This window comes from Paraburkholderia sp. (genome assembly GCF_035501035.1).
GTDB lineage: Bacteria > Pseudomonadota > Gammaproteobacteria > Burkholderiales > Burkholderiaceae > Paraburkholderia.
On record NZ_DATJWR010000412.1, the window covers coordinates 1 to 25079 of the forward strand.

At 65.2% G+C, this 25079-nt stretch carries 20 protein-coding genes; 13 read left to right on the forward strand and 7 right to left on the reverse strand.

What is annotated here, in order from left to right:
- The first annotated feature begins 34 nt into the window (after positions 1 to 34).
- From hfq to VMJ11_RS29595, 9 genes are all read left to right on the forward strand, one after another.
- Positions 35 to 271, forward strand: a complete 237-nt coding sequence (hfq, locus tag VMJ11_RS29555; RefSeq protein ID WP_028210028.1) for an RNA chaperone Hfq — start codon at positions 35 to 37, stop codon at positions 269 to 271.
- 59 nt (positions 272 to 330) lie between these two features.
- Positions 331 to 1515 carry a GTPase HflX gene (hflX, locus tag VMJ11_RS29560; RefSeq protein ID WP_325624328.1) on the forward strand — a complete coding sequence of 395 codons (1185 nt, stop codon included), beginning with the start codon at positions 331 to 333 and terminating at the stop codon, positions 1513 to 1515.
- A 97-nt stretch (positions 1516 to 1612) separates the two neighbouring features.
- Positions 1613 to 3055 (forward strand): FtsH protease activity modulator HflK, encoded by a 1443-nt coding sequence (hflK, locus tag VMJ11_RS29565; protein ID WP_325624329.1) that lies wholly within the window; start codon positions 1613 to 1615, stop codon positions 3053 to 3055.
- A gap of 13 nt (positions 3056 to 3068) precedes the next feature.
- A complete protein-coding gene (locus tag VMJ11_RS29570) occupies positions 3069 to 3983 on the forward strand; it encodes a protease modulator HflC (protein ID WP_325624330.1) in 915 nt (304 codons plus the stop codon).
- Positions 3984 to 4031: 48 nt separating this feature from the next.
- Positions 4032 to 4223 (forward strand): DUF2065 domain-containing protein, encoded by a 192-nt coding sequence (locus VMJ11_RS29575; RefSeq protein WP_028210024.1) that lies wholly within the window; start codon positions 4032 to 4034, stop codon positions 4221 to 4223.
- Positions 4224 to 4321: 98 nt separating this feature from the next.
- Positions 4322 to 5473 (forward strand): ATP phosphoribosyltransferase regulatory subunit, encoded by a 1152-nt coding sequence (locus VMJ11_RS29580; RefSeq protein WP_325624332.1) that lies wholly within the window; start codon positions 4322 to 4324, stop codon positions 5471 to 5473.
- Between the two features lie 192 nt (positions 5474 to 5665).
- Complete coding sequence (locus VMJ11_RS29585) at positions 5666 to 7012, forward strand: adenylosuccinate synthase (protein ID WP_325624333.1); 1347 nt, start codon at positions 5666 to 5668, stop codon at positions 7010 to 7012.
- Between the two features lie 30 nt (positions 7013 to 7042).
- Entirely contained in the window at positions 7043 to 7615 is a 573-nt protein-coding gene (locus VMJ11_RS29590) for a phosphoribosyltransferase (protein ID WP_325624335.1), read from the forward strand.
- Between the two features lie 294 nt (positions 7616 to 7909).
- On the forward strand, positions 7910 to 9796 hold the full coding sequence (locus VMJ11_RS29595) for a potassium transporter Kup (RefSeq protein ID WP_325624337.1): 1887 nt from the start codon (positions 7910 to 7912) through the stop codon (positions 9794 to 9796).
- Positions 9797 to 9902: 106 nt separating this feature from the next.
- Here VMJ11_RS29595 and VMJ11_RS29600 read toward each other — a convergent pair whose 3' ends face one another.
- Positions 9903 to 12275 carry a Tex family protein gene (locus tag VMJ11_RS29600; protein WP_325624339.1) on the reverse strand — a complete coding sequence of 791 codons (2373 nt, stop codon included), beginning with the start codon at positions 12273 to 12275 and terminating at the stop codon, positions 9903 to 9905.
- A 180-nt stretch (positions 12276 to 12455) separates the two neighbouring features.
- On the opposite strand from VMJ11_RS29600, the gene VMJ11_RS29605 reads away from it, so the two are divergent.
- From VMJ11_RS29605 to VMJ11_RS29615, 3 genes are all read left to right on the forward strand, one after another.
- Complete coding sequence (locus tag VMJ11_RS29605; protein ID WP_414694499.1) at positions 12456 to 13457, forward strand: hypothetical protein; 1002 nt, start codon at positions 12456 to 12458, stop codon at positions 13455 to 13457.
- A gap of 87 nt (positions 13458 to 13544) precedes the next feature.
- The gene (locus VMJ11_RS29610) at positions 13545 to 13778 is read left to right on the forward strand and encodes a DUF465 domain-containing protein (RefSeq protein WP_325624343.1); all 234 of its coding nucleotides are present in this window, start codon (positions 13545 to 13547) and stop codon (positions 13776 to 13778) included.
- A gap of 76 nt (positions 13779 to 13854) precedes the next feature.
- Complete coding sequence (locus tag VMJ11_RS29615; RefSeq protein WP_325624345.1) at positions 13855 to 16128, forward strand: ATP-dependent DNA helicase; 2274 nt, start codon at positions 13855 to 13857, stop codon at positions 16126 to 16128.
- A gap of 162 nt (positions 16129 to 16290) precedes the next feature.
- Here VMJ11_RS29615 and VMJ11_RS29620 read toward each other — a convergent pair whose 3' ends face one another.
- Positions 16291 to 16572 carry a hypothetical protein gene (locus VMJ11_RS29620; protein ID WP_325624347.1) on the reverse strand — a complete coding sequence of 94 codons (282 nt, stop codon included), beginning with the start codon at positions 16570 to 16572 and terminating at the stop codon, positions 16291 to 16293.
- 232 nt (positions 16573 to 16804) lie between these two features.
- Entirely contained in the window at positions 16805 to 18037 is a 1233-nt protein-coding gene (locus tag VMJ11_RS29625; RefSeq protein WP_325624349.1) for a cupin domain-containing protein, read from the reverse strand.
- A 32-nt stretch (positions 18038 to 18069) separates the two neighbouring features.
- Here VMJ11_RS29625 and VMJ11_RS29630 point away from each other — a divergent pair, with 32 nt between their 5' ends.
- Positions 18070 to 18615 (forward strand): peptidylprolyl isomerase, encoded by a 546-nt coding sequence (locus VMJ11_RS29630; RefSeq protein WP_325624351.1) that lies wholly within the window; start codon positions 18070 to 18072, stop codon positions 18613 to 18615.
- Between the two features lie 10 nt (positions 18616 to 18625).
- Here VMJ11_RS29630 and VMJ11_RS29635 read toward each other — a convergent pair whose 3' ends face one another.
- The 4 genes from VMJ11_RS29635 to VMJ11_RS29650 form a co-directional block, all read right to left on the reverse strand.
- Positions 18626 to 19975: a hypothetical protein gene (locus VMJ11_RS29635; protein WP_325624352.1), complete on the reverse strand. Its 1350-nt coding sequence runs from the start codon at positions 19973 to 19975 to the stop codon at positions 18626 to 18628.
- 100 nt (positions 19976 to 20075) lie between these two features.
- Positions 20076 to 22763 (reverse strand): DNA mismatch repair protein MutS, encoded by a 2688-nt coding sequence (gene mutS / locus VMJ11_RS29640; protein WP_325624354.1) that lies wholly within the window; start codon positions 22761 to 22763, stop codon positions 20076 to 20078.
- Between the two features lie 99 nt (positions 22764 to 22862).
- Entirely contained in the window at positions 22863 to 24161 is a 1299-nt protein-coding gene (gene lplT / locus VMJ11_RS29645) for a lysophospholipid transporter LplT (RefSeq protein WP_325624356.1), read from the reverse strand.
- A 149-nt stretch (positions 24162 to 24310) separates the two neighbouring features.
- The coding region (locus tag VMJ11_RS29650; protein WP_325624357.1) for an inositol monophosphatase family protein at positions 24311 to 25079 on the reverse strand (769 nt) is incomplete at its 5' end.

The window sequence follows — 25079 nt, forward strand, 5'->3', positions numbered from 1 at the left end:
TAAGTTAAACCTGCAAAAAAATACGGAGTTTGCTATGAGCAACAAAGGGCAATTGTTACAAGACCCGTTTCTGAACGCGCTGCGCAAGGAGCACGTGCCTGTTTCGATCTATCTGGTCAACGGCATCAAGCTTCAAGGGAACATCGAATCGTTCGACCAGTACGTCGTGTTGCTCCGTAATACGGTTACGCAGATGGTTTATAAGCACGCCATTTCGACGGTGGTTCCGGCCCGTCCGGTGAACTTCCACCCGGATGCGGAAGCGTCCTGACCCATGTTGCGGCTGGCCCGGGGCGCCTCGCAGGCGATCCCGGTCCGGCCGCTTCCATTTTGATATCCGCTAATTTGATCAACGCCGCGCTCGTCGGCATCGACTTCGGCAAGACCGACTTCGAAGCCAGTCTCGAAGAACTCAGCCTGCTCGCCAAAAGTGCGGGCGCCAATCCTGCTGTCACGCTCACCGGCCGACGCTCGAGCCCTGATGCCGCCATGTTCATCGGCAGCGGCAAGGCCGAGGAATTGCGTCTCGCCTGCGAGGCGAACGACGTCGAAATCGTCATCTTCAATCACGCACTTTCGCCCGCCCAGCAACGCAATCTGGAACGTGCGCTGAATCGTCGCGTGGTCGACCGTACAAGCCTCATTCTCGACATCTTCGCGCAGCGCGCGCGCAGCCATGAAGGCAAGTTGCAGGTCGAACTCGCGCAACTGCAGTATCTCGCCACGCGTCTCGTGCGCGCCTGGACTCACCTCGAGCGCCAGAAGGGCGGTATCGGCCTGCGCGGCCCGGGTGAAACGCAGCTCGAAACCGACCGCCGGCTCATCGGCGAGCGCATCAAGATGCTGCAGGGCAAGCTTGCGAAGCTGCGTCGCCAGCACGGCACGCAGCGGCGAGCGCGCGAGCGCAATCGCACGATGTCGGTCTCGCTCGTGGGCTATACGAACGCGGGCAAATCCACGCTCTTCAACGCGCTCACGAAGGCTCAGGCCTACGCGGCCGACCAGTTGTTCGCGACGCTCGACACGACCTCGCGGCGCGTCTGGCTCGGGGACGGCGTGGGGCAGATCGTGCTGTCCGATACGGTGGGGTTCATTCGCGAACTGCCTCACCAGCTTGTCGCGGCGTTTCGCGCGACGCTGCAGGAAACGGTTCAGGCCGACCTGCTGCTGCACGTGGTGGATGCGTCGAGCGCCGTGCGCCTCGACCAGATCGATCAGGTGAACGAGGTGCTGCACGATATCGGCGCGGATGCGATCCGCCAGGTGCTCGTCTTCAACAAGATCGACGCCGTGCCTGAGCTGGCGGCCCGTGGCGGAACGGTCGAGCGGGACGAATATGGTAATATTTCGCGCGTCTTTTTGAGTGCACGCACGGGCGTCGGACTGGATGCGCTGCGCTCCGCCATCGCCGAAATCGCGACTGCCGAGCCACTGGCCGAGGCATCGCAGCCCTTGGCCGCCGACTGGAACGCGGTGCAGCAAGAACCTCGCTGGGAACCCGAGCACGAGCGCTGAAGCGCGCCCGGCGTTGCGTTGAAGCGAGGCCGGCCCGGCGGATCCGATGGAATCCGCACGCAATTGACCCGCTGTCTACTCTGGTGAACGAACACAGGTGAACGATTACAACAAGCGGACTGGCTGGCAGCGCACGCGTGCCATTTTCTCGTTGAACGACCCGCGTTGGGGGCGAGGCGACGGCAATGGCCAGCAATCTGACGATGCGCGTCGCCCTTCAGGCAATAACGGCAACAAGGGCGGCAACGGGGACAAGGGCGACGGTCCCCCGGATCTCGACGAAATGTGGCGCGACTTCAACCGCCGGGTGTCTGCTTTCTTCGGCCGCAAGGGCAAGGGTCCAGGCGGCTTCGGGTCGCGCCCGGACAACGGTCATGGCGCGCGCATCGGCGTGGGTATCGTGCTCGGCGTGCTTATCGCGATCTATGTGGGCAGCGGCGTGTTCGTCGTCCAGGAAGGGCAGGCCGGCGTCGTGCTGCAACTCGGGCAATACCGCCACACGGTCGGGCAGGGCGTGCACTGGCGCTTGCCGTATCCGTTCCAGACTCACGAAATCGTCAATGTCGGCCAGATCCGCGCCGTCGAGATCGGCCGCAGCAACCTCGTGCGCCCGGCGAACGTGAAGGACGCCGCAGTCCTCACGCACGACGGCGACATTCTCGATGTGCGCTTCACGGTGCAGTACCAGGTGAAGCAGCCCACTGACTATCTCTTCCGCAGCGTCGACCCCGACCTCACCGTGAGCCAGGCCGCGCAGGCCGCGGTGCGCACGGTGGTAGGCGCACGCAGCACGAGCGACATGCTTTACGCAGACCGCGAGCCGATTCGCGCACAACTCGCCGACACGATCCAGCACGCGCTCGACGAGTACAAGACGGGTCTCGGCGTAACGGGGGTGGCGATCCAGAGCGTGTCGGCGCCCGATCGGGTGCAGGCCGCGTTCGACGACGAGGCCAAGGCGCGCCAGGACCGCGACCGCGCGAAGCGCGACGCACAGGCCTACGCCGACCAGTTGCTGCCGCGAGCACAGGCCGACTCGGCGCGTCTCATCGACGACGCCAAGGCGTACAGCGACCGCGTGGTTGCGCAGGCGCAGGGCGACGCGCAGCGCTTCACGCGGGTCTACGAGCAATACGCGAAGGCGCCGGCGGTGATTCGCGAGCGCATGTATCTCGACACCATGCAGCACATCTATTCGAATGCGACGAAGGTGTTCGTCGACAGCAAGTCAGGCAACAACGTGATCTATCTGCCGCTCGACAAGCTCGTCGACGCGACGCGGCTGCGCGCCGCGGCTGCGGCGGCAGGGGCATCCGGCGCGCCCGCTGCTGCGGGTGTCGCCGGGGTGGGCGCTGGCGCGGCTTCGGACGCCAACGCGGCTTCCGCTCCTGCGGCCGGCAGCGACACGCAACAGCAAGGCGCCCAGCAGCAAGGCGCGGCGCCCGCGCCCACGGCCAGCGACGCAGCGGCCGCCGCGAGCGACGCCTTCCGCTCGCGCGATGCGTTCCGCTCGCGTGGCCGCGAAGAAGACGTCCAATAACGGGAGCGCCAATATGAACAAGATCATTGCGCTCGTCGTTGCAGTCGTGGTTGTCGTGCTGGTCGCCTCGTCGGCGGTATTCATGGTCGATCCGCGCCACGTGGGCATCGTCTCGTCTTCGGGCGGCGCCAACGCCACACTCGCCGGTCCGGGGCTGCATGTGAAGCTGCCTCCGCCGTTCCAGACCGTCACGTGGATCGACACGCGTATCCAGGCGTTCGATGCTCCCGATGCCGACCGCTTCACGACCTCGGACAAGACCGAACTGCTCGTGAACCCGGTCGTGCGCTATCGCATCGCCGACCCGCTCAAGCTCTTCGCCGCAACGAAGGGCGACGCGCAGACGCTCTCCGACCGCCTCGCTGGGCTTTCGCGCGACGCGCTTGGCGATGCCATCTCGAAGGTCACGCTGAGCGAGGTGCTCTCGCAGCAGGAGGCCATCGCCAACAGCGCGCGCGACGCGCTGCGCGAGGCCGCGGCGCCGCTCGGTATCGACGTGATCGCGATCGAGCTCACGCGCGTCGATTACCCGCCGGAGTTGGCCGAGGAGGTGTTCAAGCGCATGAGCACCGCGCGCGAGCAGGCGGCGGCCGATATCCGAGCAAAGGGCGCGGCCGAGGCGCAGCAGATCAAGGACGACGCGGAGCGCAAGCAGCAGGGCGTGATGGCCGACGCCTACGCGCAGGCTCAGGCGATCAAGGGCGAGGGCGACGGCAAGGCTGCTGCGATCGCCGCCGAAGCCTTCGGGCGCGACCCGGACTTTTACCGCTTCTATCAGAGCATGCTGGCGTACCGTGAGAGCTTCAGGCCCGGCGACGTGATCGTGGTCGATTCATCGAGCGACTTCTTCCGCTTCATGCGCGGTCCGAACGGTGGGGCGAACGGCGGTGATACGTCGCCGGCTCCCGCTGCGTCGCGTAGACACTAAACAAAATGAGACACAGGCGCCGCGCGACGCGCGGCGCATTTTTTTCGCATGGACATAGCTGGCTCCCTCTTGCTCGCGATCGCGCTGATGCTGATTATCGAGGGCATGTTCCCGTTCGTCTTTCCGACGGCGTGGCGCGACACATTCCGTAAAATTGCGGAACGGCCGCCGCATCACATCCGGATCGGCGGGCTCATCGTGATGGGGCTTGGCCTCGTGCTGCTGATGCTGGCGACCTGACGGCTTGCGGGCCGTCGCCAAATTATTGCCGGATTCCGGATTTTCGGCCCGCGTGGCATCATGCCGCGCGCGCCCCTCATTGTGGTAGGACTCAACCGATGTCGACCTGGTTACTTCCCGAGAATATTGCGGACGTGCTGCCTTCCGAGGCGCGCAAGATCGAAGAGCTGCGCCGCCGCCTGCTGGACCGCTTCCGTGCCTATGGCTACGAAATGGTCATGCCGCCGCTGCTCGAATATCTCGAATCGCTGCTCGTGGGCAGCGGCCGCGACCTGAACCTGCGCACGTTCAAGCTCGTCGATCAGCTCTCGGGCCGCACGCTCGGCCTGCGCGCCGACATCACGCCACAGGTCGCGCGGATCGACGCTCACCTCCTGAACCGTCAGGGCGTGACGCGCCTGTGCTACGCGGGCAACGTGCTGCACACGCGCCCGCGCGGACTGCACGCCACGCGCGAGCAGATCCAGATCGGCGCCGAAATCTACGGCCATGCGGGTCTCGAAGCAGACCTCGAGATCCAGCAGCTATTGCTCGACGCGCTGCGCCTCGCGGGTCTCACGAAGGTGCGTCTCGACCTCTCGCATGCGGGTGTGCTCGCCGCGATTTTCGAGGCCGATCCGCAGGCTGCCGCGCTCGGCGACGCCGTGTATGAAGCGCTGGCTGGCAAGGACGTGCCGCGTCTCGCGGAGCTCACGCAGAATCTCGAACCCGTCTCGCGCGACGCGCTGCGCGCGCTGCCGTCGCTTTACGGCGACGCGAGCGTGATCGACGAGGCGCGCAAGCGCCTGCCGGCGCTGCCCGGCATTGCGCGCGCGCTCGACGACCTGGCGTTCCTCGTGCGCGGCATCGAGGGCGCGGAGCTGATGATCGACCTCGCGGACCTCGCCGGCTACGCCTATCACAGCGGCGTAATGTTCTCGGCGTATGTGGATGGCGTGCCGAACGCCGTCGCGCGTGGCGGCCGCTACGACAAGGTCGGCGAGGCGTACGGGCGCGCGCGAGCGGCAACGGGTTTCTCGCTCGATCTGCGTGAAGTGGCGCGTATTTCGCCCGTCGAGGCGCGCAGCAGCGCGATTCTCGCGCCGTGGCGCCACGACGAGGCGCTGCGCGCCGCCATCTCGGCGCTGCGCGATGCGGGCGAGGTCGTGATCCAGGCGCTGCCGGGCCACGAGCACGATATGGACGAGTTCGCGTGCGACCGCGTACTGGTCGAGCGCGACGGTGTCTGGGTCGTCGAGCAACATGTCTGAGAAGCGCATCTGAGAACGCACTCGGGCGGCCATTTGCGCCGCCCGTAAATCGGTGCCGCAAGCGTCCCCGAGGGCGCTTCGCCACGCGCATGCCGTTGAGTGCAAAAGGAAATTCCGCGAATTTGGGGAAAAAAAGGCGGCCTTGCCGCCGAACCCAGGTAAAATACGTTTTTAACCAGCTAACGAAACACCATGTCTGCCAGCGCAGTGAATGTAACCCCGGGGCGCAATGTCGTCGTCGTGGGCACCCAATGGGGCGATGAGGGCAAGGGCAAGATCGTCGACTGGCTGACGGACCACGCGCAAGGCGTGGTGCGTTTCCAGGGCGGTCACAACGCCGGCCATACGCTCATCATCGGCGGCAAGAAGACCATTCTCCGACTGATCCCGTCGGGCATCATGCGCGCCGGCACCGCCTGCTACATCGGCAACGGCGTGGTGCTCTCGCCCGAGGCCCTGTTCAAAGAAATCGGCGAACTCGAAGAAGCGGGCATCGACGTCCAGAAGCGCCTCTTCATCTCCGAAGCCACCACCCTGATCCTGCCGTATCACATCGCCATCGACCAGGCGCGCGAAGCGAAGCGCGGCGCGGCCAAGATCGGCACGACAGGCCGCGGCATCGGTCCCGCATACGAGGACAAGGTCGCGCGCCGCGGTCTGCGCGTGCAGGACCTGTTCGAGCCGGAAGCCTTCGCCGAGCGCCTGCGCGATAACCTCGACTATCACAACTTCGTGCTCACGCAATACCTGGGCGCTGCCTCGGTGGACTTCCAGCAAACGCTCGACACGATGCTCTCGTACGCCGATCGTCTGAAGCCGATGGTAACGGACGTTTCGCGTCGTCTTTATGACGTGAACCGCCAGGGCGGCAACCTGCTGTTCGAAGGCGCGCAAGGCACGCTGCTCGACATCGACCACGGCACCTATCCGTTCGTCACGTCGAGCAACTGCGTGGCGGGTGCGGCCGCAGCGGGCGCGGGCGTCGGTCCGCAGCAACTCAACTACATCCTCGGCATCACCAAGGCTTACTGCACGCGCGTCGGCTCGGGTCCGTTCCCGAGCGAGCTCTACGACGCCGACAACGCCGAGCGCCAGGAAGAAGTGGGCCTCACGCTCGCGAAGGTGGGCAAGGAATTCGGTTCGGTCACGGGCCGTCCGCGCCGCACCGGCTGGCTCGACGCAGCCGCGCTGCGCCGTTCGATCCAGATCAACGGCGTGACGGGCCTGTGCATCACCAAGCTCGACGTGCTCGACGGTCTCGACGAAGTGAAGCTCTGCGTGGGCTACAAGGTCGATGGCAAGGACGTGGACATTCTGCCGCGCGGCGCGTCGCAAGTGGCGGCGTGCGAGCCGGTCTACGAGACCTTCGAAGGCTGGAAGGAAAGCACCATCGGCATCACGCAGTGGGACGCGCTGCCGAAGAGCGCGCAGGCCTACCTCACGCGCGTGCAGGAAGTCGCCGGCGTGCCGATTGACATGGTGTCGACTGGCCCGGATCGCGACGAAACGATCCTGCTGCGTCATCCGTTCAAGGTGTGAAAGAAGAAGTAGAAAAGAGGTAGAAGCTCAATGATTCAAATGACGGATCCGCGCAACGATGAGAAAAACCTGTGGGTCGGCTGGGATGAGTATCACCGGCTGATCGAGGTGCTCGCACTACAGGTACACGAGTCGCGCTGGAAATTCGATCAGATCCTGTGTCTCGCGCGCGGCGGGCTGCGCGTGGGCGACCAGCTCTCGCGCATCTACGACCTGCCGCTCGCGATTCTCGCGACGAGTTCGTACCGCGAGGCCGCCGGCACGCAGCAAGGCGATCTCGACATCGCGCAATACATCACGATGACGCGTGGCGAGCTCTCGGGCAATGTGCTGCTCGTCGATGATCTCGTCGATTCGGGCGTGACGCTCGCTCGCGTGCAGGAGCACCTCAAGGAGCGCTATCCGGCCGTGACTGGCGTGCGCTCAGCGGTGCTCTGGTACAAGGGCTGCTCGAAGGTGAAGCCGGACTATTTCGTCCAGCATCTGCCCACGAATCCGTGGATCCACCAGCCGTTCGAGGAGTGGGACACGGTGCGCCCGCATAATCTCGGCGCGTGGATCAAGCGTGGTCTGCAGCAGCGGCAGCAAGACGCGCAGAAGTAAGGCGCGATTTGCCTCACCGGGGCTCTTGGGCCATGCGGTGATCAGATCTACGAACGGAGCCTTCATGGCTCCGTTTTTTTTCACGGTCGCGCGCTGCCGCACTGCCGGCCGGTTACGCGGCGCGGCGCTCGCCGCCGGCGCGAGCGGACGCACACGGGCAGACGGCGTCAAGGGCCAATGCTAAACTGCGCGGGGCGAGGTATGTCGCAGTGCCGCGACGAGGGCTCGGTTTCTGCCGCGGCCCGGTTTAGAATAGCGCTCGTTTTTTCCGCCTCGAAACGGATTACCGCGTATATGACAACTAGCACACACGTGGCCAAGCAGCCGCTACCTTCTCTCGCCGTAGCGGCCATCGGCGTGGTGTTCGGCGACATCGGCACGAGTCCGCTGTATTCGCTGAAAGAGGCGTTCAGCCCTTCGCACGGCATACCGCTCAACGACACCTCCATTCTCGGCGTCATTTCGCTCCTCTTCTGGGCGATCGTGATTGTGGTGAGCGTCAAATATGTCCTCTTTGTGATGCGCGCCGACAATAACGGCGAGGGCGGCGTGCTCGCGCTGATGGCGCTCGCGATGCGCTCGTTCAACCGCAAGAGCAAGGGTGCCGCCGTGCTCACGGCGCTCGGCATCTTTGGCGCGTGCATGTTCTATGGCGACGCGGTCATCACGCCGGCCATCTCGGTGATTTCGGCAGTGGAAGGCCTCGAGATCGCCGCGCCCAAGCTTTCGGAGCTCGTGCTGCCGCTCACGATGGTGATCCTGATCGCGCTGTTCTGGATCCAGCGGCACGGCACCGCGCTCGTCGGGCGGCTGTTCGGGCCGATCATGGTGCTGTGGTTCGTGACCATCGGCGTGCTTGGCGTATCGCGGATCGTGCAGGTCCCCGGCGTCCTCGCGGCGTTCAATCCGTACTACGCTGTCGCTTTCATGGGTGCGCACCTGCTGCAGGCTTACGTGGTGCTCGGCTCGGTGGTGCTCGTGCTGACCGGCGCGGAAGCGCTGTACGCTGACATGGGCCACTTCGGCGCGCAGCCGATTCGCTACGCCTGGTACACGCTCGTGATGCCCTCGCTCGTGCTCAATTACTTCGGGCAGGGCGCGCTGCTGATGCAGGACCATCGCGCGATCGAGAACCCGTTCTTCCTGCTCGCGCCGGAGTGGGCGCTGCTGCCGCTCGTCGTGCTCTCTACCGTGGCCACCGTCATCGCCTCGCAGGCCGTGATTTCGGGCGCGTACTCGCTCACGAGTCAGGCCATCCTGCTCGGCTACGTGCCGCGCATGAAGGTGCTGCACACTTCGGACCTCGCCATCGGTCAGATCTACGTGCCAGTCGTGAACTGGATGCTGCTCTTCATCATTCTGTGCATCGTGGTCGGCTTCAAGAGCTCGGACAACCTGGCCGCGGCCTACGGCATTGCCGTGACGGCGACCATGGTCATCACCACCGTGCTCGCGAGCGTCGTGATGGTGAATGTATGGAAGTGGAACAGGGCGCTCGTCGCGCTCATCATCGGCGGCTTCATGACCGTCGATCTCGGCTTCTTCGGTGCGAACCTGCTGAAGGTCGAAGAGGGCGGCTGGCTGCCGCTCGGCATTGGCGCGCTGCTCTTCTTCCTGCTGATGACCTGGTTCAAGGGCCGCATGATCGTGAAGGAGCGCACGGCCGCGGATGGTATTCCGCTCATGCCCTTCCTGCAGGGCCTGCTTGCGCACCCACCGCACCGCGTGTCAGGCACGGCGATCTATCTCACGGGCAGCGAAACGCTCGTGCCGGTTAGCCTGCTGCACAATCTCAAGCACAACAAGGTGTTGCACGAGCGCACGATCTTCCTGACGTTCGTGATTCGCGACATCCCTTACGTGGCCGAGGCAGACCGCGTGACGTGGAAGGACATCGGCGGAGGGCTCTATCTCGCGAAGGCGGACTACGGCTTCAACGAGACACCCGACGTGCAGGCGGTGCTCGAAGGCATCGGCCGCGCGCACAACATGACGTTCGAGATGATGGATACGTCGTTCTTCATCGCCCGCGAGACGGTCGTGCCAACGCAACTGCCCGGCATGTCGATCCTGCGCGAGCGCGTATTCGCCTGGATGCATCAGAACGCCGCAAAGCCCACCGACTTCTTCAGCATTCCTGCGAATCGCGTGGTCGAGCTCGGCACGAAGATCGAGATCTGACTGGCACAGTCGGTAACGTTTCGACCAACAAAAAAGGCGCCGCGGCGCCTTTTTTGTTGCTTGCGCAACGTGAGCTTGGTTGAGCTCACGTTGCGCCATGCGCGCATCAGCGTTGCTTGAGCTTCGCGAATGCCGCTGCCATGGCGCCCGCCGGTTCGGCGTCGCGCGAACGCTGGCCGCCGCGGCTTTCACCGCGGTTGTCACGATAGCCGCCGCCGCGATTGTCGCCGCGGTTGCCTGCCTGAACGCCGCTGCCACTGCTGCCGCCGCGCGATGCGCCGGCGCCCGCCGGATCATCGTCGAGACGCATCGTGAGCGCGATGCGCTGACGTTTCACGTCGACGTCGAGCACCTTCACCTTAACGACCTGACCGGCCTTCACGACTTCGTGCGGGTCCTTGATGAATTTCGTCGACATGGCCGAAACGTGCACGAGGCCGTCCTGATGCACGCCAACGTCGATGAACGCGCCGAATGCGGCCACGTTCGTCACGACGCCTTCGAGCAGCATGCCCGGCACGAGATCGGACACCTTCTCGACGCCGTCGCGGAACGTCGCGGTCTTGAACTCGGGGCGCGGATCGCGGCCCGGCTTTTCCAGTTCGCTAAGGATGTCGCGAACCGTCGGCAGACCGAAGCGTTCGTCGACGAACTCGGTGGGCGCGAGGCCGGAAAGCGCTTCGCGATTGCCGAGCACGTCGCTGATCGTGCGCTTGATTTTCGCGAGCATGCGCTCGACCACCGGATACGCTTCCGGGTGCACCGAAGAACGATCGAGCGGATTGTCGCCGCCGTTGATGCGCAAAAAGCCCGCGGCCTGCTCGAAGGTCTTGTCGCCGAGGCGCGGCACCTTCTTCAGATGCTCACGTGAAGGGAAGGGGCCGTTGGCGTCGCGATAGTCGACGATATTGCGGGCAAGCGTGGCGTTCAGGCCCGACACGCGCGCAAGCAGGGCGACCGATGCCGTGTTCGCGTCGACGCCCACGGCGTTCACGCAGTCCTCGACGACGGCATCGAGCGAGCGTGCGAGTTCGCGCTGGTTCACGTCGTGCTGGTACTGGCCTACGCCGATCGCTTTCGGCTCGATCTTCACGAGTTCGGCGAGCGGGTCCTGCAGCCGGCGTGCGATCGAAACCGCGCCGCGCAGCGAAACATCGAGATCGGGGAATTCCTTGGCCGCCAGTTCGGACGCGGAATAAACCGACGCGCCCGCTTCGGAGACGACGATCTTCTGCAGCTTGAGATCCGGGTGCTTCGAGATGAGTTCGCTCGCAAGCCTGTCGGTTTCGCGCGAAGCCGTGCCATTGCCGATACTGACGAGTTGCGCCTCGGTCTGCGCGGCAAGGCGCGCGAGCTTCGCGATCGAGCCGTCCCAGTCGCGGCGCGGTTCGTGCGGGTAGATCGTGTCGGTGGCGAGCAGCTTGCCGGTGCGGTCGACCACGGCCACCTTTACGCCTGTGCGCAAGCCGGGATCCAGGCCGATCACGGCCTTCGGGCCCGCCGGTGCGGCCAGCAGCAGGTCCTTGAGGTTGCGTGCGAATACGCGGATCGCTTCAGTCTCGGCCAGTTCGCGCAAATTCGTGAGCAGCTCGTTTTCGAGGTGCGGCTGCACCTTCACGCGCCAGCACCAGCGACACACGTCGGAGAGCCACTTGTCTGCGGGACGGTTCTGGTTCGCGATACCGAAGTGGCGCGCGATCATCGCTTCGCCCGGGTGTGGCACCTGTGCATCGAGTTCGCCGCCAAGGCCGAGCTTGACCATTAGCACGCCGGCGTTGCGGCCGCGGAAGAGCGCGAGCGCGCGGTGCGACGGCACCGTCTTGATAGTCTCGGAGTAGTCGTAGTAGTCGCGGAACTTCTCGCCTTCCTCGTTTTCCTTGCCCTCGACCACGCTCGAGCTCACCACGCCCTGGTTGTGCAGCCATTCGCGCAGCTTGCCGAGCAGCTCGGCAGTTTCGCCGAACTGTTCGGAGAGGATGTCGCGCGCGCCGTCGAGCGCGGCCTTCACATCGGCGACGCCCTTGTCGGCATTCACGTATTGCGCGGCTTCCGTTTGCGGATCGAGCAGCGGGTTCGCGAGCAGCGCATCGGCGAGCGGCTGCAGGCCGGCTTCGCGCGCGATCTGCGCGCGCGTGCGGCGCTTGGGCTTGTAGGGCAGATAGAGATCTTCGAGCACCTGCTTGCTGTCGGCGGCCTCGATGGCTTTGCGCAATTCGTCGGTGAGCTTGCCTTGCTCGTCGATGCTCACGAGGATGGTGGCGCGGCGCTCTTCGAGCTCGCGCAGATAGAGCAGGCGCTCTTCGAGCGTGCGCAGTTGCGTATCGTCGAGGTTGTCCGTGACTTCCTTGCGATAACGGGCGATGAACGGAACGGTCGCTCCTTCGTCGAGGAGCTGGACGGCGGCCGCGACCTGGCGCGGCTGCACGGCCAGCTCGGTGGCGATACGCTGGACGATCTTGAGTGCTACGTTTTCCGTCATAGGGTCTGGATACTCCTGCGAGGATCGGTTTTCGGTCCGGCGGCCGGGGCACACTGGAGCGCCCGGGATTGCCCCAAGGTCCCGCAGGCTCTTTGCCGGGCATGCGCGCCGGTCGGTGGAGCGGGGCATTTTGCCATAAATGGAGGAGCGCTCAACTCGGGGGGTGTTAGAATTTCAGCCATGTTCCGCTGCCCACAGAAGACGTTGACGACCTCCCGCTTTTCCCCTGAATCGCCCCTTGCCCGGTTTCGCGCGTTGTTTGGCGTTGGATGGCGCCTCGCCGCCCTCGGGGCAGTTTGCGCTGTCGCGCTGAGCGCGGGGATGAGCGTTCCGGCCCTCGCGCAAGCCGTGACGGTGTCCGGTTCGGAGCAGGCGCAGGGTGCGCTCGCGGCGCCGTCCACTATGTCGTCCGGTGCATCGGACAATGCGCCGCTCGCTGCGTCTGGAGCGGCAGTGGGCACGGCGGCGACGCAGAGCGATTTTGACGCGCGGCAAATGGTGCTGGATCGTCGGACCGCGGAGAACAACTATCGCTATGCAGTGGCACAGCACGACTGCTATAGCACGTTCTTCGTGAATCATTGCCTCGGTAAGGCGCGTGACCAGATGCGCGTGGTTCAGGCGGACATACGGCGCGAGCAATTGGCTCTCGACGGCGAGAAGCGTGCCGCGCATGCGCAGCAGCGCGACCAGCAGGCCGCCTTGAAGCGCGCGCAGGACGAGGCGAACGCACCGCAGCGCGCCGCCAACGAGGCGGCGAGTGCGCAGGCGTACGAGCAGAAACAGCAGCAGCATGCGCTAGATCAAGCGCAGCGCGAGGCGGAAGCGCCGCAGCGCGCGGCGAACGAGCAGGCGTATCAAGAGAAGCAGCGGCAGCATGCACTGGCGCAGGCGCAACGCGAAGGCGAGCAATCGCAGCGCGATGCGAACCAGGCGGCATACGAGCAGAAGCAGGCGAATTTCCAGAATCAACTGGATGAAGCGCGTCGCCAGGGCGAGCAGAAGGGGCAGGAGCGCTCCCAGAAGGCCCAGCGCTACCAGCAGAAGCAGGAAGACGCGGCGAAGCACAAGGCTGACGTGGAAGAGCGTCAGAAGCAGGCGGCCGAGAAGGCGCAGCAAAAGCAGCAACAAGAACAGCAGCAGCAACAACAAAAGCAGCAGCAAGAGCAGCAAGACCAGTAGCACGAGTAGCACGCTTTTTCAGCCGGACAGCAACCTCAGGCGCGTCGTCCTTCGCAAGCGCGCGCCGCATATGTCGAGGAGGCGAGCATGCGCGAGCATCGTGAAGTCAAGGTCGAGGTCCTTCGTGACCGCATTCTGCAACTGGAATCCGAGCACGGCGATCTGGACCGCCTGATAGACAGGATGTGCGGCACCCCGGACTACGACGATCTCGAACTGCAGAAGCTGAAAAAGCGCAAGCTCAAGGTCAAGGACAACATCCTCCTGCTGCAACTGCAGCTGGACCCCGATTCAACGAAGACTTCGGACGGGCACGCCTGATCCCGGGTCCTGGCAGGCGCCGGGGCGCGGCAATCGGCGGGCCGCGCCCTTTTGGACCGAGCAGGAACCGCTTGCCTTGAATTCAACGACCGTGTCCCGTTCCCGGCCCGCGCGCGAAAGCGGCGCGCCGGCGGCTGACGTGCGCGCCACCGGATCGTCCCCGGCGGCTTCGGCGCCCGCATTGAGCGCGCGCCGCGCCTCCGAGCTCGACGAACTCTTCGCCGCCAACGGCCTGCTCGCGCGCGAGATCGACGGCTATCGCCCGCGTGCTGCGCAGATCGAAATGGCGCGCGCCGTTGCGGCCGCGATGGAAGCCGCGGCGCAGGCGTTGCCGGAGCCCGCCATGTTCGAAGCGCAGTCGCGTCCCGCCCGGCGGCTCGAGCGCGGGGCGCCGGTTGCGCTCCAGCCGGGCGCCGAGGAAGCGGCGCGTGCCGCCAGCGAAGCGGGCGACAACACGCTCATCGTCGAAGCGGGTACGGGCACCGGCAAAACTTATGCGTACCTCGTGCCGGCCATGCTGTGGGGCGGCAAGGTGATCGTCTCGACGGGCACCAAACATTTGCAGGACCAGCTTTTCGCGCGCGACATTCCCACCGTGCGCGATGCGCTCGCCGTGCCTGTGAGCGTCGCGATGCTCAAGGGCCGCGCGAACTACCTGTGCCACTACTATCTGCAACGCACGGCGGACAATGGTCGACTGCCGTCGCGCCAGGAAACCGCGTATTTGCAGGAGATCGTGCGTTTCGCGAAGATCACGCGCTCGGGCGACAAGGCTGAGCTGGCGAGTGTGCCCGAGACGGCGGCGGTGTGGTCGATGGTGACCTCGACGCGCGACAACTGTCTCGGCCAGGAGTGCCCACATTACAAGGACTGCTTCGTAATGCAGGCGCGCCGCGAGGCGCAGCAGGCCGATATCGTGGTGGTGAATCACCATCTGTTCTTCGCCGACATTATGTTGCGCGACACGGGCATGGCGGAGCTGCTGCCGAGCGCGAACACGATCATCTTCGACGAGGCGCATCAGCTACCCGAAACGGCGACGCTCTTCTTCGGCGAAACGCTCTCGACGGCGCAGTTCCTCGAGCTCGCGCGCGACTGTGTCGCCGAAGGCTTGAGCCATGCGCGCGACGCAGTGGAGTGGGTCAAGCTAGGCGCGGCGCTGGAGCGCGCGGCGCGCGACGTGCGGCTTGCGTTCAAGGAAGACTCGCTGCGGATCTCGATCACGCAGATGCCTGCCGATCACCCGCTCTTCGACGCACTGGACGCGCTGCAAACCGAACTGGGCGCACTTGCCACGGCGCTCGCCGGTCAGGCCGAGCGTGCGGAGTCGCTCGGCACATGTCTGCGGCGCGCTCGCGAGCTGCAGGGCATCCTGGCGGGCTGGACCGTGCCGGCGGACGCCGCAGCGACGGCCCGCGCGCAAGAGCGCGAGGAAGACACTCACGCGGCCGACGACCCCGACGAAAAAGTCCGCTGGGTCGAAGTGTTTTCGCACACGGTGCAACTGCACGAAACGCCGCTCTCGGTGGCACCGATCTTCGCGAAGCAGCGCGCCGGGGTGCCGCGCACGTGGATTTTCACGTCGGCCACGCTATCGGTGCGCGGCGACTTCACGCACTACGCGGCGCAGATGGGGTTGAGCTCGCGCCGCTCGATGACGCTGCCAAGCCCGTTCGACTATCCTTCGCAAGGGCTGCTCTACGTGCCGCGCAATATGCCGCAGCCGTCCTCCCCGCAGTTCACCGATGCCGTGTTCGAGGCGGCGCTGCCGGCGATCGAGGCGTCGGGCGGCGGCGTCTTCATGCTATGCACGACATTGCGCGCCGTCGACCGCATTGCCGCGAAGCTGCGCGACACGATCGAGGCACGTGGCTGGAGCACGCCGCTGCTCGTACAGGGCGATGCGAGCCGCACTGAACTGCTCGAGCGTTTTCGTGCGTATGGCAATGCGATTCTCGTGGGTAGCCAGAGCTTCTGGGAAGGCGTGGACGTGCGCGGCGACGCGCTCTCGCTCGTGGTGATCGACAAGCTGCCATTCGCGCCGCCGGACGATCCGGTGCTGGCGGCGCGCCTCGATGCGCTGACAAAGAAAGGTCTGAGCCCGTTCGCGGTCCACCAGCTGCCGCAGGCCGTAATCACGCTCAAGCAGGGTGCAGGGCGGCTGATTCGCGCGGAAACCGATCGCGGCGTGCTGATGATCTGCGATACGCGTCTCGTCGATAAGCCTTACGGGCGACGCATCTGGCAAAGCTTGCCACCGTTCAAGCGAACCCGCGAAATCGAGGTGGTGAGGGCGTTCTTCGAGGGTGAAGGCGGGGGGGAAGAGGGGGAGCCGCGCGCTGAGCGCTAGCGCGATGTTTGCCTGCACTGCATAGCAAAAAAGCCACGAACGAGAGTTCGTGGCTTTTTTGCTTGCCCGTCGTACGTATGACGCTGGCGCCAGACTGTGCGACGGTTCGCTTCGACGCCCGCTTAGGACCGAGATCCCATGCGAGCCTCGTGCGAACGCAGCTTACTGGCTTGCGCCCGAAGCAGCGCCAGCGGCCGAAGCAGCAGCGCCAGCGTCCGAAGCGGCAGCGCCGGCGTCCGAAGCAGCGGCGGTAGCCGAAGCAGCAGCGTCGCTCGCAGCAGCTGCAGCGCCCGAGGCAGCAGCAGCAGCGTCCGAAGCGGCGGCAGCCGGTGCCGAAGCAGCGGTCGCATCGCTAGCCGGCGCAGCAGCTTGGTCGCTGCTCTTGTTGCACGCAGCCAGTGCAACAGCTGCCAGCAGGGATGCTACGAGGAGGGATTTCTTCATGATCACGTCCTTTTATGGTTAAAGGTAAGCAACAGCGCAAAATAATACCGGTAAATGTGCCCCAACACCGACCTGAGCCGCTGGTGGAGACGCACTGCAAGAGCGTGAATCTTCCCTACGGCCTGGCCGGAAATTATAGGCACTTTCGTATCGACCGTCGACAAATCCGGGGACAATACGTTGTCTTTCTCATACAAGTACTATTTTAGTACGGTATAACAGTCCGAAGTGCTTAGGCAAGCACCCCAATCCGTATCCAGCCCGCACGATACCACTCGTGCAGCAACGATGTCATACACGAATCGTGTGAGAGTGTTACAAAGCGTTTCCCGTCCATAAAGCGATTGTCGGCCAATGCCGGCAGCCACTTTCTCGCCTCTCTGAGCAAGTATTGTTCCCCGTTCAGGTAATACGATCGGGCATCGTAAAGCAGGATCGTCCGGCGGTCGAGTGTTATCCCGCTTTTTGCCGCTCTCGCAGCGAAGCGTGCTTCGTCGAGCGGCTTTTCGGGGGCGTCGAACACGACGTTCGGCTTCGGCTCGGACAGCCACGAACCCACGAACGAGGAAACATCGGCGTCGGCCCAGCGTACTTTAGCAAGCACGCCGGCAACGCGCTCCACGAGTGCCGGGGGGAGCTGCGCCGGGTGCGCCACGGCGGGCTGATCCGGATCCCGGTAGAGGGAGGGTTTGCCGTTGTCGTCGTCTGAGCGGCGCTCGGCCAGCCAGTACAGGAACTGGCTCGTCAGCTCGTTCGTGGAAGGCGAACGAAAGCCGATCGAACAGGTCATGCATTCGCCCTCGGCAACGCCGTCGTGCGCGATGTGCGGCGGCAGGTACAGCATGTCGCCCGGCTCCAGCACCCATTCTTCCTCGGGCTCGAAGTTCGCGAGAATCTTCAGCGGCAGGCCTTCCTCCAGCGACAGGTCGCGCTGCGCACCAATGCGCCAGCGGCGCCTGCCGTGCACCTGCAACAGAAAGACATCGTACGAATCGAAGTGCGGGCCGACGCCGCCGCCGTCCGTCGCGTACGAGATCATGAGATCGTCGAGGCGCGCATCCGGCGCGAAGCGAAAGCGCTCGAGCAGGGCGCGGGCGCGGTCGTCATGCAGATCGACTCCCTGCACGAGCAGGGTCCACTGGCGGGTCTTGGGCGTGGGCAGCTCGTCCGCGGAGAACGGACCATGCTCGAGCGCCCAACGACGGCGGAAATGCGTGATGAGGCGCGACTCGACATCGTCGCTGTCGGCGAGCGCAAAGAGTTCGTCGCGCGAGAGCGGAGCCTCGATGTCGGGGATCGCCTTGCGGATCAAGAGCGGCTTTTTCTGCCAGTATTTGCGCATGAATTGCGCCGGAGTCAGGCCGCCCAGAAGCGGCGTGGCGACATCGGGCGCGGGACATGCCAGGGGGAGGGGGGCGCGCCGCTTGCGCGCGTCCACCGGGTGGTCTGGGGACCGCTTCGGCATCGTATAATGTCGTCTGTATTCTGGAGGATCGAATGAAAATCGCAAAGGACACCGTCGTGTCGGTCGCTTACAAGCTATCGGATGCGCAGGGCAATCTGATCGAGGAGAGCGACGAGCCGATGGTCTATCTGCACGGCGGCTATGATGGCACGTTCCCCAAGATCGAGGAAGTGCTGGACGGCAAGGAGCCGGGCTTCGAGACCCAGATCCAGCTTGAGCCGCAGGACGCGTTCGGGGAGTACGATCCCGATCTCGTCAAGATTGAGCCGCGCAACCGCTTTCCCGAGCCGCTCGAAGTCGGCATGCAGTTCGAAGGCACGCCCGAAGAGGGCGACGAAGATCTCGACACGCTGATCTATACGGTCACGGACGTTGCGGAAGACAAAGTCGTGCTCGACGGCAATCATCCGCTCGCTGGCATGGCGCTGCGTTTTGCACTGACCGTCAAGGAAGTGCGCGAAGCCACCGAAGATGAAATTGAACATGAGCACGCCCACGGCGCGGATGGCCTCGAAATCATCGACGAAGACGAAGAAGACGACGGTGACGAAGCCGCTTCGAAACCCACCCTGCACTGATCCGGCTTGATCAGTGCGCAAAGCCGCCCGACGCCGGTGCGCCGGGTGGCAGCGGCTGGCCTGTGCCACCGCTTTCGCTATTCACACCATTCCCACTATTTCCGCCATTCGGGCCGGCCTGGCCGTTTGGACCGCTTAGGCCATGCAGATCACTGTGGCTGCCCTGCGCGGGCCACGCTGGCATCAGCACGCCATTGCCAGCAGGCTGTCCGCCGGAGGGCAACGCGGGTCCCGGTGTGCCGGGTGTCGCGGGTGCTACATCGGGCGATTGCGGCATCCCGGGAATTTCGGTCACATCCGGCATTGACGACACCTCAGGCATCTCTGGCATCGAGGGCGATTGCCCGGCGCCCGGCATGCCGGGCGCCGGCTGCATGGGCAGTGGCGGCAGATGTTTGGGTACGTCGCGCACGCTCACGTGTAGCGGCGTGCCGCGCGCCATGTCGACGTCCACCTGCAGCCATTGCGTGAGCGGGTCGTGCAGCGCGAACGCGATGCGCGTGACGTTTTCTATCCTCACTCCCTTTTCGTTGCGCAGCGGCTGATCGATCGTGAAGCCGCGCGCGAGCTTCGAGTCGTCGGCATTCACGATGATCACCGGGCCGCGGAACGTCTGTGCGAGCTTCACGAGGCTGCGGCGCAATTCCAGATAGCCATCGCGGGGCGGGCGGTGAAGGCGCAGCCACGCGAAGCGGTCAGGGCGCTCGTAGTGCTCGGGCAGCGCATTGCCTTGCATGAAGATGATGATCGCTCGTGCGTTGCGGCGCTTCGCATATTCAGCCGCGTGCTCGAGCCAGAAGCCGTTGGCGATCACGCGGTCTTCGAACTCGCCGTTGCGCCCACCCGCATTGAGATAGTGATTGTTGCCGTCCGGCACATTCAAGGCAATGAACACAGTATCGCCGTACTGCCAGCGCACATTTTCGCGATACGGTCTGAAGCGCGAAACTTCGCTCTCGCGTGTGAGCGTCAACGGATTCTGGCCGAGCGAATTGGAGTCGGCGAAGAAGTTCTGACGCAGGTAATCGAGTCGCTCGACGGGATCGTAGGCTCCCGAGCCATTCGTGCCGCAGGTGACCCAGTCGCGTTCGCCGGGCACGAAGATGAGTGGCGCACGCGCCGCCGCAAGCAGGTCGTGGCGGCGCTCGTACAGATGGTCGGCGCAGGCTTCGTGCGCACCCTTGAGGTTGCCGTCGTAGACGATAGAGGTGATTTGGGGATCGCGCCCGATAGCGTCGATAAGGCGCTGCGCAGCCGCTTCCTCGGATTGCGAAGTGACCACGTTCGCCACGACCGCGAAGGCATAGCGCGGCGGCTGCGCATGCGCGGCAAGCGGCGAGCCAAGTGACGACGCCAGCATCAGCGCGCCGATCACGCTGCGCATAATTATAAGATGGCGCGAGTCAAAGCAGCCGCGGCCCGCCGGCTGCGGCGGCCGCGGCTGCGTCGCGAGGCGACGCTCAGCGTTTCGCGCCCGGCGCTGTGGCCAGCTCATGCAGTTCGTACAACAGATCGAGTGCTTCGCGCGGGCGCAACTCGTTTGGATCGAGTTCGCGCAGCCGCTGTGCGACCAGCGACGCAGCGGGATCGTCCGCTACCGCGGGCGAGGCGCGATCTTCCACGATTGACGCTTCGTCGTAGGAGTCGGCGGCAGGCTGTGCGAAAAGATCGAGCTGAGGCGTGGGTTGTCCTGCCGACTGTTGCTCCAGATGCACGAGATGCTTGCGTGCGGCGCGGATCACGGGAGCCGGCACGCCTGCGAGCTGCGCGACCTGCAGGCCGTAGCTCTGGTTAGCCGGGCCTTCCTCCACCGCGTGCAGGAAGACGATGCCATGACCATGCTCGACGGCCGAGAGATGCACGTTCGCCGCCTGCGCGAATTCGGCGGGCAGTTGTGTGAGCTCGAAGTAGTGCGTCGCGAAGAGCGTGTGGCAGCCGTTGCTCGCGAGCAGGTGCCGCGCGATGGCCCACGCGAGTGCGAGACCGTCGAACGTGGAGGTGCCGCGCCCAATCTCGTCCATCAGCACGAGGCTTTGCGGCGTGGCGTCGTTGAGGATCGCCGCGGCCTCGGTCATCTCCACCATGAAGGTCGAGCGGCCGCCCGCGAGGTCGTCGGCGGCGCCGATGCGCGTGAAGATGCGGTCGATCGGCCCAAAGCGCGCGCGCTTTGCCGGCACGTAGCTGCCCACGTAGGCGAGCAGGGCGATCAGCGCGGTCTGACGCATGAAGGTCGACTTACCGCCCATGTTCGGGCCGGTGATGAGCAAGAGCTTGCGCTCGGCGCCAAGCAGGCAGTCATTGGCGATGAACTGCTCGACTTGCGCTTCGACCACAGGATGGCGGCCTTGCTCGATTTCGATGCCGGGCGCCTCCGAGAACGTGGGCGCATTCCAGTCGAGTGCGCGGGCGCGTTCGGCAAACGCAGCCAGCAGGTCCAGTTCCGCAAGCGCCGCGGCCACGCGTTGGCACTCGGGTATGAACGGCAGGAGTGCCTGCAGCAGCGCGTCGTAGAGCGCTTTCTCGCGCGCGAGCGCGCGTTCCTGCGCTGAGAGCGCCTTGTCCTCGAACGTCTTGAGTTCCGGCGTGATGTAGCGTTCGGCGTTCTTGAGCGTCTGGCGGCGGCGATAGTCGTCGGGGACCTTGTCCGTCTGGCCGCGCGTGACTTCGATGTAGAAGCCATGCACCTTGTTGTACTCGACGCGCAGATTGCCGATGCCGGTACGCGTGCGCTCGCGCGTTTCGAGCTCGAGCAGGAACTGGCCGCAGTTTTCCGAAATGTCGCGAAGTTCGTCGAGCTCCGCGTCGTAGCCGCGTGCGATCACGCCGCCGTCGCGCACCATGGCCGCGGGCTCCGGCGCGACCGCGCGTTGCAGCAGCGCCGCGCATTCCGCGGGCGGCTCGAGCGCCTCGGCGATGTGCGCGAGCGACGGCGCCGCGCCACTTGCGGCCGCGACCTGCTCTCGCAGCGCGGGCAGCGCGGCGAAGGTGTCGCGCAGGCTGGAAAGATCGCGCGGGCGCGCCGAGAGCAGCGCGAGCCGCCCTGTGATGCGCTCGACATCCGCGATCTGACGCAAGGCGCTGCGCAACGTATCGACGCTCGCGTGCGGCGGTGCTTCGAGCAGCGCGCCGATGGCCTGCTGGCGCATTTGCGCAATTGCCGCCTCGCGCGGCGGGTGATGCAGCCAGTGACGCAGCAGGCGGCTGCCCATTGCCGTGCTGCAGGTGTCGAGCAGCGAGCAGAGTGTGGGTGATTCGGTGCCGCGCAGCGTTTCCGTGAGTTCGAGGTTGCGCCGTGTGGCGGGATCGAGCCCGATGTATTCCGATTCGACTTCGACCTTCAGGCTGCGCACGTGGCGCAGTTGCTGGCCCTGAGTGGCGGCCGCATAGAGCAGCAGCGCGCCCGCCGCGCCGCATGCGCTCGTGAGCGTTTGCGCGCCGAAGCCATCGAGGCTCGCCACTTCGAGCTGGTCGCACAGGCGCTGCTCGCCCGAGCTCACGTCGAAGTGCCACGCCGGTACGCGCGTGAGCGCGCCGGTGCCGGCGGGCGGCGCCCAGGCTGCCGTTTCCGCCGGCATTTCCGCGACGAGAATTTCGGCCGGACGAATGCGCTCGAACGCGGCCGCGACCTGTTCCGGCGCGACTTCCGCGAGGCGCAGTGCACCGCTTGCGAGATTGAGCCACGCGAGGCCGACGTTGACCGTCACGCCGCGCCGGTTGTGGCCCGGGCACACCGCCATCAGGTAGACGTCGTTCTTGTCGGAGAGCAGGGCGGCGTCGGTCAGCGTGCCGGGCGTGACGACGCGCACGACCTTGCGCTCGACCGGGCCCTTCGAGGTGGCCGGGTCGCCGATCTGCTCGCAGATCGCGACCGATTCGCCGAGCTTCACGAGCTTTGCGAGGTACTGCTCGACCGCGTGATGGGGCACGCCCGCCATCTTGATCGGATTGCCTGCCGAGGCGCCCCGCTGCGTGAGCGTGAGGTCGAGCAAGCGCGCGGCCTTCTCGGCGTCTTCGAAGAAGAGCTCGTAGAAGTCGCCCATCCGGTAGAACACGAGCGTGCCCGGATGATCGGCCTTGATGCGCAGGTACTGCTGCATCATGGGGGTGTGTTGCGCGTTGTCGGCTGCGCCGGCGGTGTGTGTAGCCATCCTCGGAGTCTTGCTTGGGGGTCCAGGGCGTGAGTTTAACGCGTGCCGATTGCATGTGAAGCTAGCCGTTCGGCTAACGACGTGCCACAGGCGGGTTCGCTACTCGTCGACCAGCGCCTGCAGGTCCACTGTGCGCGCGTTTGTCGCACTGCGCCGCATGGCGAGCCAGATCATCGCGGTAACGAACAAGCCGAACACGACGATGATCCACTGCACCGGAATCTTCGCGGTGAGCAGGAGCGCGTAGGCGCCGAGCATCAGCAGCACCGCGAGATTCTGGTTGAAATTCTGCACGGCGATCGAGTGGCCCGCGGAGAGCAGCGTCGCGCCCCGATGCTGGAGCAACGCGTTCATCGGCACGATGAAAAAGCCCGCGAGCACGCCGAGCAGCACCATCAGCGGATACGCGAAGAGCAGATAGAAGGGCACGATAAAGGTGCCGAACCGAACACCCATACCGCCTGGGAAAAGGCCCTTGCTGTAGAAAGCCATGCCCATGGCAACGAGGCCGCACAGAATGCCCACGGGCAGCACGCGCAGCGAGGCTCGCAGCGATATCCACGCGGCCGCCGCGCCGGCGCCGAGTGCAATGCCGAGCCCGGTCACGCCCTGCATGACGGCTGCTTTCGAGAGTGAAAGGCCGAGGTTCACGTCGGCCCACTTAAGCACGAGCAACTGCAACGTGACGGCCGCGCCCCACATCAGGGTCGTGACCCAGAGCGCGATTTGTGCGAGCTTGTCGGCCCATAGCACGTTGAAGCAATGCATGAAATCGCCGACGAGTCGCGCGGGTTCCTTGAGCCGGTTCTCGTAACGTGCGCCCGTGTCGGGAATCCCCACGTTGATGAGCGCGGCGAGTGCGTAGGTCAGCATCACGGCGAACATCGCGAGGTCGGCGGCCGAATGAATGAGCGGCAGCGCATGGCGAGTCACGAAGCGATCGGCCCAGGTCGAGACGAGCGCGCCGCCCATCATCGTGCCGACGATGGTGGAGAGCACCGTGGCGGATTCCAGCCACGCATTGGCGGCGACGAGCTTTTCGGGTGGCAGCAATTCCGTAAGGATTCCGTACTTTGCGGGCGAGTAGGCCGCTGCGCCGAAGCCGACCACGCCATAGGCGATCATCGGATGGACGCCCGCGATCATCAGCAGGCAGCCACCGGCCTTCAGCGCATTCGAGACGAACATCACGTGGCGCTTTTGCAGGGCGTCGGCGAATGCGCCGACGAACGGCGCGAGCAGCACGTAGGAGATCGTGAAGAAGATCTGCAGGAGCGGCGTCACCCAGGCGGGCGAGGCGATGACCGTGAGCAGCGCGATCGCCGCGATGAGAAGCGCATTGTCGGCGAGCGACGACACGAACTGTGCGGCGATGATCGTAGAGAAGCCCTTTTTCATCGGATGCGTGCGTGCTCCCTTTGCAGCGCGGCGGCGCGTAAAACAAAAAAGCGGCCGAAGCCGCTCGTTGCGCGCGCGTGGCCCGGGCCGCACCGGGCGCGCCCGGCGTAGCGGCGTACGGGTGTGTGGGCCGGGCCGCGCATGGCCGCTCAGGCCGCCTTGTTGACGCGCGAGTACTTCGAGAGGATCGGCACCATCTGCGCGTAGATCTTCGGATTGCCCGCAACGACTTCGCCCACGTGCAGGAAGTCCGAGTCGCCCGTGTAGTTGCCGATGAGGCCGCCGGCTTCCGTCACGAGCAGGCCACCCGCGGCGACGTCCCACGGATTGAGGCCCTGCTCGAAGAAACCGTCCATGCGGCCCGCTGCGACGTTCGCCAGATCGAGCGCGGCCGCGCCCGGGCGCCGCAGGCCCGCGCAGGCGTTGGTCATTTCGGCGAAGAGTTCGCAGTAGCCCTCGAGGCCGGCCTTCTCGCGGAACGGAAAGCCGGTGCCGATCAGGCCATCGGCGAGACGGTCGCGGCGGCCCACGCGGATGCGGCGATCGTTCAGGAACGCGCCGCGGCCGCGCGAAGCGGTGAAGAGGTCGTTGCGCGTTGGGTCATAGACCACGGCTTGCGTGACGATGCCCTTGTGCACGAGCGCGATCGAGACGCAGTAGTACTGGAAGCCGTGAATGAAGTTGGTCGTGCCGTCGAGCGGATCGATGATCCACTGGTACTCGGATTCGTTCTCCGACTCGCCCGATTCCTCGGCGAGGATCGCGTGGTCGGGGTACGCGGTCTTGAGCGTTTCGATGATGGCGGCTTCGGCCGCCTTGTCGACTTCCGTGACGAAATCGTTGTGCTGCTTCTTCGCGACCTGCACGAGGTCGAGATCGAGCGACGCGCGGTTGATGATCTGTCCGGCGCGGCGCGCG

Excerpts from the sequence above, each read along its gene's own strand:
- hfq (WP_028210028.1), top strand. The coding sequence starts at position 35 with ATGAGCAACAAAGGGCAATTGTTACAAGACCCGTTTCTGAACGCGCTG.
- VMJ11_RS29570 (WP_325624330.1), top strand. The coding sequence starts at position 3,069 with ATGAACAAGATCATTGCGCTCGTCGTTGCAGTCGTGGTTGTCGTGCTG.
- VMJ11_RS29575 (WP_028210024.1), top strand. The coding sequence starts at position 4,032 with ATGGACATAGCTGGCTCCCTCTTGCTCGCGATCGCGCTGATGCTGATT.
- VMJ11_RS29580 (WP_325624332.1), top strand. The coding sequence starts at position 4,322 with ATGTCGACCTGGTTACTTCCCGAGAATATTGCGGACGTGCTGCCTTCC.
- VMJ11_RS29585 (WP_325624333.1), top strand. The coding sequence starts at position 5,666 with ATGTCTGCCAGCGCAGTGAATGTAACCCCGGGGCGCAATGTCGTCGTC.
- VMJ11_RS29590 (WP_325624335.1), top strand. The coding sequence starts at position 7,043 with ATGATTCAAATGACGGATCCGCGCAACGATGAGAAAAACCTGTGGGTC.
- VMJ11_RS29595 (WP_325624337.1), top strand. The coding sequence starts at position 7,910 with ATGACAACTAGCACACACGTGGCCAAGCAGCCGCTACCTTCTCTCGCC.
- VMJ11_RS29600 (WP_325624339.1), bottom strand. The coding sequence starts at position 12,275 with ATGACGGAAAACGTAGCACTCAAGATCGTCCAGCGTATCGCCACCGAG.
- VMJ11_RS29605 (WP_414694499.1), top strand. The coding sequence starts at position 12,456 with ATGTTCCGCTGCCCACAGAAGACGTTGACGACCTCCCGCTTTTCCCCT.
- VMJ11_RS29610 (WP_325624343.1), top strand. The coding sequence starts at position 13,545 with ATGCGCGAGCATCGTGAAGTCAAGGTCGAGGTCCTTCGTGACCGCATT.
- VMJ11_RS29620 (WP_325624347.1), bottom strand. The coding sequence starts at position 16,572 with ATGAAGAAATCCCTCCTCGTAGCATCCCTGCTGGCAGCTGTTGCACTG.
- VMJ11_RS29625 (WP_325624349.1), bottom strand. The coding sequence starts at position 18,037 with ATGCCGAAGCGGTCCCCAGACCACCCGGTGGACGCGCGCAAGCGGCGC.
- VMJ11_RS29630 (WP_325624351.1), top strand. The coding sequence starts at position 18,070 with ATGAAAATCGCAAAGGACACCGTCGTGTCGGTCGCTTACAAGCTATCG.
- VMJ11_RS29635 (WP_325624352.1), bottom strand. The coding sequence starts at position 19,975 with ATGCTGGCGTCGTCACTTGGCTCGCCGCTTGCCGCGCATGCGCAGCCG.
- mutS (WP_325624354.1), bottom strand. The coding sequence starts at position 22,763 with ATGGCTACACACACCGCCGGCGCAGCCGACAACGCGCAACACACCCCC.
- lplT (WP_325624356.1), bottom strand. The coding sequence starts at position 24,161 with ATGAAAAAGGGCTTCTCTACGATCATCGCCGCACAGTTCGTGTCGTCG.